This is a genomic window from Sphingopyxis sp., from assembly GCF_035565275.1.
GTDB lineage: Bacteria > Pseudomonadota > Alphaproteobacteria > Sphingomonadales > Sphingomonadaceae > Sphingopyxis.
The window spans coordinates 1-10279 of record NZ_DATMST010000065.1 but is presented as its reverse complement, the minus strand read 5'-3'; the positions used below and the strand labels follow the sequence as shown (position 1 = coordinate 10279).

Annotated in this window: 9 protein-coding genes and 1 pseudogene; 3 read left to right on the top strand and 7 right to left on the bottom strand. The window is 67.0% G+C overall.

Features of this window, described 5'->3' with window-relative positions; all coding sequences use genetic code 11:
- Positions 1–1022: pseudogene (locus VN047_RS04940) on the top strand (hypothetical protein); the annotation flags it as partial.
- 4 nt (positions 1023–1026) lie between these two features.
- On the opposite strand, the gene msrB reads toward VN047_RS04940, so the two are convergent.
- From msrB to VN047_RS04920, 4 genes are all read right to left on the bottom strand, one after another.
- On the bottom strand, positions 1027–1512 hold the full coding sequence (gene msrB / locus VN047_RS04935; protein WP_058539292.1) for a peptide-methionine (R)-S-oxide reductase MsrB: 486 nt from the start codon (positions 1510–1512) through the stop codon (positions 1027–1029).
- A gap of 43 nt (positions 1513–1555) precedes the next feature.
- Positions 1556–2806, bottom strand: a complete 1251-nt coding sequence (locus tag VN047_RS04930) for a cytochrome P450 (RefSeq protein WP_325540615.1) — start codon at positions 2804–2806, stop codon at positions 1556–1558.
- Positions 2807–2896: 90 nt separating this feature from the next.
- Positions 2897–4189: an ABC transporter permease gene (locus tag VN047_RS04925; protein ID WP_325540613.1), complete on the bottom strand. Its 1293-nt coding sequence runs from the start codon at positions 4187–4189 to the stop codon at positions 2897–2899.
- Entirely contained in the window at positions 4186–5142 is a 957-nt protein-coding gene (locus VN047_RS04920) for an ABC transporter ATP-binding protein (RefSeq protein WP_325540611.1), read from the bottom strand. The genes VN047_RS04925 and VN047_RS04920 overlap by 4 nt, the downstream gene beginning before the upstream one ends.
- Before the next feature lie 67 nt (positions 5143–5209).
- On the opposite strand from VN047_RS04920, the gene queG reads away from it, so the two are divergent.
- Positions 5210–6274 (top strand): tRNA epoxyqueuosine(34) reductase QueG, encoded by a 1065-nt coding sequence (gene queG, locus VN047_RS04915; protein WP_325540609.1) that lies wholly within the window; start codon positions 5210–5212, stop codon positions 6272–6274.
- 56 nt (positions 6275–6330) lie between these two features.
- On the opposite strand, the gene VN047_RS04910 is transcribed toward queG, so the two are convergent.
- The gene (locus VN047_RS04910; RefSeq protein WP_325540607.1) at positions 6331–6705 is read right to left on the bottom strand and encodes a hypothetical protein; all 375 of its coding nucleotides are present in this window, start codon (positions 6703–6705) and stop codon (positions 6331–6333) included.
- Positions 6705–7385 (bottom strand): EI24 domain-containing protein, encoded by a 681-nt coding sequence (locus VN047_RS04905; protein WP_325540605.1) that lies wholly within the window; start codon positions 7383–7385, stop codon positions 6705–6707. Before VN047_RS04905 ends, VN047_RS04910 begins: the two co-directional genes overlap by 1 nt.
- 109 nt (positions 7386–7494) lie before the next feature.
- Here VN047_RS04905 and VN047_RS04900 point away from each other — a divergent pair, with 109 nt between their 5' ends.
- A complete protein-coding gene (locus tag VN047_RS04900; RefSeq protein ID WP_325540603.1) occupies positions 7495–8493 on the top strand; it encodes an adenosine kinase in 999 nt (332 codons plus the stop codon).
- A 9-nt stretch (positions 8494–8502) separates the two neighbouring features.
- On the opposite strand, the gene VN047_RS04895 is transcribed toward VN047_RS04900, so the two are convergent.
- On the bottom strand, positions 8503–10035 hold the full coding sequence (locus tag VN047_RS04895; protein ID WP_325540601.1) for a lipopolysaccharide biosynthesis protein: 1533 nt from the start codon (positions 10033–10035) through the stop codon (positions 8503–8505).
- Between the last annotated feature and the right edge of the window lie 244 nt (positions 10036–10279).

The window sequence follows — 10279 nt, the reverse complement described above, 5'->3', positions numbered from 1 at the left end:
ATATGGCGGCGTTCATCGCCGCCGCCGCGGTGACTTTCGCGGCCGCGCGCGCCAAACCGGACCAGCCGTGGGTTCGCTTCCTGCTGCTGGGACTGGCCGGCCTGTCGGCGGCGGGGGCGCTGGTGTGGACCGAACCGCAATGCGCGAACGGCCCCTTTGCCGCGCTCGATCCGATCGTCGTGCAATATTGGTATCTTAATGTCCTCGAGGGCCAGCCCCTGTGGATGTCGCCGCCGTCCAGTGCGATCCACGTGCTCGTGCCATCGCTGATCGGTCTCGCCGGGTCATTGCTCGCGTGGCGGAGCTGCTCGGCGGCCATCGACCGCAGGAATTGGGCGACGATCATCGTTGCGCTGCTCGGGGCGGCGGCGCTGTCGCTGCTCGTCCTGCGCAGCGTTTCGACCGCACATGTCTTTGCGTTGCCGGGCTGCGCGTGGCTCGGCCTGCGCGCCTGGGCATGGGCGCGGGCGATTCCATCGACCTTGTTGCGTATCCTTGCGTCGGCTGCCGCCGCGCTGACGCTGCCGCTGTTCGGCAGCATGGCGGTGGCAGCCGTGCTCGGGCTGGTGATCCCGTCGCTGAACGCCGAAGAGGACAAGGCCATCGAAGAGGTCGCCGCGGCAAATCCCTACCAGGAGGACTGCCTCAGTCCCGCGGCGATCGCCGAGCTGAACCGTCTGCCGACGACGACGATCCTGACCCCGATCGATCTGGGCGCGCCGGTGATTTTCTGGACGCACCACAGCCTGGTCGCGACGCCGCATCATCGCAACAAGGAGGCGATGGCGGACTCGATCCGCGTCTTTGCCGGTGACCCCGGACACGCCGAGGCGCTGGTCCGCAAGCAGGCGGCGACCCTGATCATATTTTGCCGGACCGCCAACGATTTCGCCAAATATCGTCGCGCGCGTAAAGATGCGCTCGCGGCGCAGCTCTACGCCGGAACGCCGCCCACGTGGCTCGAAGCGGTGCCGATCGCGTCGCGCGCCGGGCTGTCGGTGTGGCGGGTGAAGCCCGAGTAAAAGGTCAGGCGGGGCGGAAGGTCAGCGCCGCGCCATTCATGCAATAACGCTTGCCCGTCGGTTTCGGTCCGTCGTTGAAGACATGGCCGAGATGGCCGCCGCAGCGTTTGCAATGCACCTCGGTGCGCGCATAGCCGAGTTCATGGTCGGTCGATGTGCCGATTCCGCCCTTCAGCGGTGCCCAGAAGCTGGGCCAGCCGGTGCCGCTGTCGAACTTGGTCCGGCTCGAATAGAGCGGCAGCGCGCAGCCGGCGCAGTCGAAGGTGCCGGCGCGCTTTTCCTTGTCGAGCGGGCTGGTGAAGGGGCGCTCGGTCGCCGCTTCGCGCAGCACGCGATATTGCAGCGGCGACAGGCGCTTTTTCCATTCGGCATCGGAAAGCTGCCAACCGGCTTGTGCCTTCGGACGCGACGATTTGGCGAAAAGCATCGGTGCGCCGATGATGGCGCCGCCGAGCGCGAGTCCGCCGAGGAGATGACGACGTTCGATCATATCCTCGATACGTGCGCCGGGGCCGAAGGGTTACAAGCGCACGTCAATATTTCTCGATCTGGACGGGGATCGACCGGAAACCGTGGACGAAGCAGGCGTGGACGCGCTCGGGGGTGCCCGTCACGGTCACGCGCATGCGCCGCGCCGCCATTTCCTCGAGCAGGATGCGCAGCTGCAATTCGGCGAGGCGTGCGCCGACGCAGCGGTGGACGCCATAGCCGAAAGATAGGTGCCGCCGCGCGTTTTCACGCGTCAGGTCGATGTCGTCGGCGTCGCTGAACACGCTCTCGTCGCGGTTCGCCGACAGATACCATAGGATCAGCTTGTCGCCCTTGGCGATCTTGTGCCCGAACAGCTCGGTATCGGCGAGCGCGGTGCGGCGCATATGCGCGAGCGGGGTCTGCCAGCGGATGATCTCGCTGACCGCATTCGGAATCAGCGCCGGATCGGCCTCGAGCTTCGCGCGCTGCTCGGGATATTGGTCGAGACCGTAAGCGAGCCCCGACATGGTGTTGCGCGTCGTGTCGTTGCCGCCGACGATCAGGAGGACGAGGTTGCCGATGAACTCATATTTGTCCATGTGGCTCATCGCTTCGCTGTGCAGCATCATCGACAAGAGGTCGGGGGTTGGCGGCTGGTTCGCCTTTTCCATCCACAGGCGCTGGAAATAGACGAACGCTTCTTCGAGCACCGCGCGGCGCTGTTCCTTGAGCTCGGCCTTTTGCGCGAGTTCGACGTCGCCCATCCAGTCGGACCATTCGCTCAATTTGCGGCGGTCTTCCCACGGGAAATCGAACAGGATGGCGAGCATCTGCGTCGTCAGTTCCATCGACACGCGGTCGACCCAGTCGAACGTCTCGCCCCACGGCAGGCCGTCGAGCACTTCGCCGGTCCGGTTCCTGATATCTTCGGACAGGCGCGTCATTTCGGCGGGGGTGAAGGCGGGGGCGACGGTGCGGCGCTGGTCGGTGTGCTGCGGCCGGTCCATCGCGATAAACATCGGCAGGCGGAAATCCTCATCCTCGTCGCGTTCGAGGATCGTGATCCCGCCATATTCCCATGAAGAGCTGTAAATGTCGGGCAGCGCCTCGACATGCTGGATCGCCTGGTGACTCGCGATGTTCCAATAGGGCCCGTGCGCGCTGTCCTCGCATTTCACAATGCCGCCCAATTTGCGGAGTTCGGCGAAGGGCTCCTGCCAGCGATCTTCCGAATAGATCGCGGCGGGGCTCATGTCATAGGCGTGGGTGACAGGCTGGGGGGTGACAGGCTGGGGCTTCGCTGCAGTCGCCATCGGGGGTCCTCCTCTCTTTGCAAAGGACTCGCCGCGACGCTTGCCGCCGTCGGCGAAATCAGTTGCAGAATGCCACTGCTAACAGCTTTGTCAATGAGACTGGGACGAAGCGGCCTGCGCAGCCGCCGCGGCAGGCGCAACCGCTTTGTTACGGCTCCAGAATTTCCAGCCGCTGCCGCCGCTGAGCACGCCCGACCGGAACAGGCGCACCGACAGGAAGATGACGAGCGCGACCCAGATTGCTTGCCAGCCGAGCGCGAGCAAATGGACCGCCTTGGCATCGTCGGTCGCGGCGCGCGCAGCCATCGCAAGCGGTGAGGAGAAGGGGAAGATCTGGGCGAAATGGGCGAGGCCGCTGCCCGGTGCGCTCGCGGCGCCGGCCGACAGGCTGAACATGCCGACCTGGAAGATGGTGATCGGCAGGCTGAGCATCTGGATTTCGCGCACCGATCCCGCCTGCGCGCCGACACCGAGGAAGACCGCGCCGAGCAGGAGGAAGGACAGGATAAAATAGGCGAAACCGATGCCGAGGAAGAAAGGCCAGCCCGTCGCGGGCATCGAGACGAGCGCGGCGGTCGCCTTGCCGGCCTTGCCCGCGGCGGCGATCGCGGCGGGATCGACCTGAGTCGCGGCGATCAGCCCGCCGCCGATCGCGACGATCATCCAGAAGGCGATAAAGAGCACGGCGACGCCGAGCATGCCGAGCAGCTTGCCGAGAAAGACGCTTTCGAGCGGCACCGCGGCGGCGAGGATTTCGATGACCTTATTGCCCTTTTCCTCGGCGAGCGAGCTTACCGTCTGGCCCGCCAGCAGCAAGGTCAGGAGGAAGATGATGAAGACCGCGCCGAAACCGAGCGACTGTTGCACCGCGATGCTGGTGCCGCCGCTCGACAGCGCTTCGAAATCGGGGGTGATGGATGGCATCGGCCCGGCGGCGCGCGCGCGCTGCACATCGCCCGCAAGCAGCGCGAGATAGCGGCCCGCGCTGCTCCCCTTCTCGCGCTCGACGATGCGGGGGGCGGTCAGGGGGCCGCTCATGACGGCATAGGTGTCGCTGCCCTTTTCGCGGGCGATCGCAACGGGATCGCCGTTGACGGAGCTGGCGATCCGGATATCGAGCGGTGCGGGTTCGCGGGTCATTCCAGTCCGGAGGCGCTGATCGGAGGCCCGAAGCGCCTCGATATCTGCCGGATCGGCGACGACGACGATGCGGCCGGCGCCGCGCGCGCTGTCGGCGAGTTGCGTCGCGCCCATGCCGCCGGCGAGCCCCATGCCGACCATGAACAGCGGCGCGAGCAGGAAAAGAAGGAAGGTCGGGGTCGCGACGATCGCGAGAAAGTCGCGCCGCGCAACGACGATCATGCTCCGGATGAAGGGAGTCATGCGCTGGCCTCCTCGATCGCGTCCCCGGCGGCGTCGGCGTCGAACCCGGCGTCGACCTGGCGGACGATGTGGACGAAGGCGTCGTGGAGCGCCGGGCGGCTGATCGACAGGCCGGTGACGCCAAGACCGCTTGCAGTGATCCGGGCGAGCAGCGATTCGACATCGCCGTCCCCGATCGCGAAATACCAGGCATCGCCGCGCAATTCTGCGCCGGCGGGCAGGTTCGCGGCGATCGCGTCATGATCGCGCTGGTCGCGCGGTGTGTAGCGCACCTGCATTGGCAGCAGCGCGCGCGCCTCGTCTACCGCTCCTTCGAATCGCCGCTGCGAGCGCGCGATGATCGCGATCCGGTCGCAGAGACGCTCGGCATGCGCCATGACATGGGTCGAAAAGAGGATCGTGGCGCCGCGGTCGCGTTCGCGCCGGACGAGCATTTCGAGCCGTTCCTGATTGACGGGGTCTAGGCCGGAGAAAGGCTCGTCGAGGACGATGAGATCGGGCGCGTGGACGATCGAGCCGATCAGCTGGATCATCTGCGCCATGCCCTTCGACATCTTGCGGATCTTTTCATCGATCACGCGTTCGAGGCCGAGCTCGGCCATGAAGGTCGCGGCGCGGCGGCGCCCCTCCGACCAGTCGAGCCCGCGCAGCGCGCCCATGAAGGCGATCGCCTCGCGCGCCTTCATGCCCGGATAAAGCCCGCGTTCCTCGGGAAGATAGCCGATGCGGTGGCGCACGGCCTGCGGCTTGTGGCCGCCAAGCAGGCGGCTTGCCCCTTCGTCGGGGTCGATGATGCCCAGCGTCATGCGCAGGCTGGTCGTCTTTCCCGCGCCATTGGGGCCGAGGACGCCATAGATGCTGCCCGTCGGCACCGCGAGGCTGACATGGTCGACCGCCTTGAAATCGCCGAAATATTTGGTGAGGCCGTTCGCCTCGACGCTGAAATCGCTCAAAATCCGGTCCCCGGTCAACGCATGTGCAAGCTATGGCACGGCAGGCGGCCTCGCGTATAGAGCGCCAATGGTTGCCGAAGCCTTGCCTGCCGAAACGCTCTCGCTCGAGGACCGCCTCGAAGCGGTGGCGCACGCGCATGGTTTCGCCGCGTTCGGCATCGCCGATGCGGGGGCGGCGCCGCAGACCGCGGCGCGGCTGGAGCAGTGGCTTGCCGAGGGCCGCCACGGCGACATGATCTGGATGGAAAGCCGCGCCGAGCAGCGCGGTTCGCCGAAGGGGCTGTGGCCCGAGGTCCGATCGGTGATCGCGCTCGGCATGAGCTATGCGCCGGCGCTCGATCCGCTTGCGCTGGCGGAGCATCCGAACCGTGGGCGGATCTCGGTCTATGCGCAGGGCGGCGACTATCATGACGTCGTCAAGAAGGCGCTCAAAGCCGTCGCGCGCTGGCTCGTCGCAGAGGTGCAGGACGCCGAGGTGAAAGTGTTCGTCGACACCGCACCGGTGATGGAAAAGCCGTTGTCGGCCGCGGCGGGGCTCGGCTGGCAGGGCAAGCACACCAATCTCGTCAGCCGCGAGCATGGCAGCTGGCTGTTTCTCGGCGCCATTTATACGACGCTGGAGCTCGCGCCGGCGACGCCGGGGCGCGACACGTGCGGCAGTTGCGTGGCGTGTCAGGACGCGTGCCCGACGGGAGCCTTTCCCGCGCCCTATCGGCTCGATGCGCGGCGCTGTATCTCGTACCTCACGATCGAGCATAACGGGCCGATCCCGGTCGCGCTTCGTCGCGGGATCGGCAATCGCATCTATGGCTGCGACGATTGCCTTGCCGCCTGCCCGTGGAACAAGTTCGCCGATACGGCGCACGCGCATCGCGCCTTCCTGCCGCGCGCCGAATTTGCCGCGCCATCGCTGGGCGATCTGCTCGCGCTCGACGATGCGGATTTCCGGCAAGTGTTCGCGGGGTCGCCGATCAAACGGATCGGTCGCGGGCGCATGGTGCGCAACGCGGCGATCGCCGCGGGAAACAGCGGCGATGCGCGCTTCGTGCTGATGCTGGAGCGGTTGATCGAAGACGAATCGCCGATGGTCGTCGACGCGGCGTTATGGGCGCTCGCCGAACTGGCGTCGTGACGTCATTTTGTGGTGGAGCGGGCCTGCCGATTCGCTTGCGCGGAACCAAACTTGGCTCAGCGCCGGAGCGACTGGGCGCAGCCGTTGACTTCGGCATTGCGTCCGTCGGGCGTGCGCGCATCGACGTGCGTTGCGACCGGGTCGGCGCCCGCGCGCGGGGCGTAGAAATAGACGTCGAGGGTGCAGCCCGAGCCCGCGAACTGGAGCTTGCGGCCGGCGCCTTCGGTGATGTCGAGGCGTGGTTTGCCGAACATCCTCCCGATCGCGTCGGCGCTGCTACCGATCAGCGCGTTGTTCTGAACCGGTTTGACGACGGTCGGCGGCGGCGCGGTGGGCGGGATGGCCGCAGGGCGCGGAATCGCGGGGCCGGCACAGGCGCCCAGCGTGAGGGCAAGGCCGGCGATCATCGCCAGTCGATTGTTCCGGATCATCACTTTTGGTCCCCGTTCCGCAGGTGCAGCATGTGGACCGCCATAGCGGCCCCGAGAATCGGCGCCAACAAATTGGCGACGGGAACCACGAAGCTTGCGGCGGACAGCAGGCCGAGCGACCAGCGGGCCGATCGGTCAAAGCGCGGCCGGTCAGGATGCCGTGCGAGCACCATCGCCTCGAGATCGCGGCCAAGGAGCAGCGCGTTCACGAGCAGCGCAAAGACCGGCGTGCCGATCCCGGTGACGAGCAGCAGGATATAGACCGGCAGCGCGAGCAGGTTTCCGCCGATGAGGCGGACAAGCGATGCAAGCGCGAGGCCGATATTCCGGCGCCAGCCGACATCAACGGCGCGTTCCGCCGCGCCGGGATAATGGCGCCCCTCGACATCGGCGACGATGGCGTCGGCGAACAGGCCGACGACGACGATCGCGACAGCGCGGAACAGCAGCCAGCTGCCGGCGATGATGACGAGGACGATCAGGACGCCCGCCATGTCCTGTCCGGCCGTGTCCAGCCAATTCCAGTGCGCGAGCCCCCGCCGCGCGGCGAAGAAGATCGCCGCGCCCACGGCGGCGAGGAGCAGGAGGGTGAGCGCGACGCTCTGCGCGAGAATGCGGAGCACGCGCGGATCGGGCAAATCCCTGAGCGCGAGCAGAAAAGCGTGGACGGCGCGGGCCATGGTCAGGGGATGGTGGGCGGCGGTCCGCGCGTCAAGCGTTACGCTTGCCTTGGCGCGCCACGACGCCTAAGGCGCGCGGCAGCTTTTTCCACGCATCACAGGATTTTTCATGGCCTCCACCGCCCGTTTCGATGTCATCGCCATCGGCAATGCGATCGTCGACGTCATCGCCCGCGCCGACGATTCGCTGATCGAGTCCGAGGGCCTGACCAAAGGATCGATGCGGTTGATCGACGGCGAAGAGGCCGAGCGTCTCTATGCGGCGATGGGCCCCGCGATCGAAATGTCGGGCGGTTCGGCGGCAAACACACTCGCGGGCATGGCTGCGCTTGGCGAACGCTGCGCCTTTATCGGGCAGGTTGCCGACGACCAGCTCGGGCATGTGTTCACCCACGACCTGCGCGCGCTCGGCGTCGCCTATGAAACCCCGGCGCTGAAGGAGGGCGCGCCCACCGCGCGCTGCCTGATCCTCGTCACGCCCGACGGTCAACGGACGATGAATACCTTCCTGGGTGCGAGCCATTTGCTGGAACAGGCGATGATCGACGAAGCGTGGATCGCCGACGCGAAAATTCTCTATCTTGAGGGCTATCTGTGGGATCCGCCGTTGTCGCGTGCGGCAATGCGGCGTGCGATCGACGTGTCGCGCGCGGCGGGGCGCAAGGTCGCCTTCACCCTGTCCGACGCCTTCATCATCGACCGCCACGGCGACGATTTCCGCAACCTCATCGCCGAAGGTCTGTTCGACATCCTGTTCGCGAACGAGGTCGAAATCTGCGCGCTCGCCGAAACCGACGATTTCGAAGCGGCGGTGGCAAAGATAGCGCCGAAGGTGCCGCTGCTTGTGGTCACCCACGGGGCACATGGCGCGATCGCGTTGCAGGACGGGACGCGCACCGAAGTCGGTGCCGAGCCGATCGACCAGGTCGTCGACACGACGGGTGCGGGCGATCTTTTCGCCGCGGGCTTTCTGGCGGGCCATGCCGAGGGCCGGTCGATGCATGATTGCCTGACGATGGGCGCGGTGTGCGCGCGCGAAATCATCGCGCAAGTCGGCCCGCGTGCGCAGACCGACCTCAAGGCGCTGGTCGCCGCGCGACTGGGCTAAAGCGCGCTCCTAAGCCGAGGCCGAGGCTTCCGCCGTTTCGGGATGTTTCTTGAACAAGGCCCGGTCGGCGGGGCCGAAACCGCGCGTCCAGATGAGCCAGGCGTAGATGCCGAGGATGAAGGGGACGCCGACAAGCAGCTCGGCCCACTCGGGAAGCTGCGTCGCGCCCCAGCCGAGGACGGCGGCGCCCGCGGTCGCCCAGACGAGCGCCCAGCGCAGGCTGTTCACCGGCGCGTCGAGGATGCGCGCAAGTAGCCTTGCCTTCACAACCGATGCGAAACCGAGCGCGAGCATCAGTGCGAGCGCGACCGCGCCGGCATAGGAGATCGGCGGCAACCCCATCGATTTTGCGACGAGGATCAGCGCGACGCTAAGGATCGCCTGAAGCGCGAGCGTCGCCATGCTGATCAGAAGATTGCGGTGGCGCGCGACATAGACGAGCGCCGCCTCGCTGACGACGGCGGTCGCGGCGACGACCTCGGCGGCGAGGAGGAATGCGAGCGCGGCGGTCCCGGTGACGAATTCGGGGCCAACGAGACCCATCACCGCTTCGCCCGGGATACCGAGCGCGAGCGCGACACCCGCTTGCGCCGCGATGATCCAGAAACCGACCTGGCTGACCTGTGCCGCCACGGCCGCAAGCCGCTTTTCGGCGAGGTTGCGGGTGATGACGGGGCCGAGGATCGGCTCGAAGCTCGTCTTCAGTTTCTGCGGCAGCGAGGCCACCTGCTGCGCCATGTAATAGATGCCGTAGATCGTCGGCGAGGTGAACTGGCCGAGGATGAAGAGGTCGAGGCGGCGGGTGCCCCATTCGATCGCGTCGGCGGCGGCGAGCGGGGCGTTGCGCCGCGCGAGGCCGATCAGATGCGCGGGATGCGGCCGCCAGACGCCGGGGCCGCCATAATGGCGAATCATCGGAATCAACGCGGTTAGAAAGGCACCGAGCATCGCTGCGGCATAGGAAAGTATCAGGCCGTCGCGGACCGAAACGAACCAGAATCCCGCCGCTGCGGCGCTGATCACCCAAGGCTCGACGATCGCGCGTGCGCGCACGGTGGCGCCAATGTCGAATTTATAAGCCGAAGCGGCGAGCGCGATGTCGGTGCCGGCGATTGCGAAGACGAGCAGCGCCATCCAGCGATCGGCGCCGTCGACTTCGCCCGCGGGGTACATGAGCTGGGGGAACAGGAAAAGAAGCGCCGAACCCGCCGCGGAGGCGAGGAAGGCGACGAACATGCCGTCCCACACGACGATGCGCTGATCGGCGCCGGGCGCGCTCAACTGCTCGGCGAGGCCGCGCTTGAGGCCCAGTGTCGCAAGCTGCGCGACGAGCTCGATGACGAGCACCGCGAAGGCGAAGCGCCCGACCGCCTCGGGCCCGTACCAGCGGCCCGCCACATAGAGAAAGGGCAGGCGCGCGACGAGGCGGAGGAGGAAGCCGAAGAAATTGGTGCGTCCGCCCTTGGCGAGCGCTGCCGTGTCGGCGTCGCTCGCGCCGCCATCGGGCGAAGCGGGCGCAACTGCGCTGTCGGTGTGGCTCAAGCCTAGCGCCCCTTCTGCTTCGCCATGCCACACCGTTTAGCGCGACCGGAGACAGCAGGCAATTGTGCGAAATACATCATCGCCCTTCGGATCGGAGCGGGCGGCTGAGCAGCGCCTGAATGGCGTCGGCAACGCGCGTTTCACCGGCGACGAGGCGCGCGACGGTGTCGGTGATCGGCATATCGATCCCGTCGGCGCGCGCGGCGGCGGCGACGACCGGGGCGCTGAACGCGCCCTCGGCGAC